This window comes from Achromobacter sp. GbtcB20, from assembly GCF_019091095.1.
In the GTDB taxonomy this organism is placed as follows: Bacteria; Pseudomonadota; Gammaproteobacteria; order Burkholderiales; family Burkholderiaceae_B; genus Achromobacter; species Achromobacter mucicolens.
Map to the genome: position 1 here is coordinate 1 of NZ_JAGXJZ010000579.1, position 266 is coordinate 266.

Sequence of the window (266 nt, forward strand, 5' to 3'; positions counted from 1 at the left end):
CACCGTGATGGACGATAGGCCCAGCAGCAGGCCGACGATGGGCGCGAAGGCGAACACCATGATGGAGTCGTTCAGCGCGACCTGCGACAGCGTGAACACAGGATCGCCCCCGGTCAGCCGGCTCCAGACGAACACCATGGCTGTGCAAGGTGCGGCGGCCAGCAAGATCAGGCCCGCGACATAGCTGTCGAGCTGGTCGGCGGGGAGCCACTGCGCGAAGACCTGGCGGATGAAGATCCACGCCAGCAACGCCATCGAGAATGGTT

Annotated in this window: 1 protein-coding gene; it reads right to left on the reverse strand. The window is 64.7% G+C overall.

From position 1 onward, the window contains the following. A partial coding sequence (locus KVT32_RS30300) for an arsenic resistance protein (RefSeq protein WP_371825644.1) occupies positions 1 to 266 on the reverse strand: 266 nt, incomplete at both ends.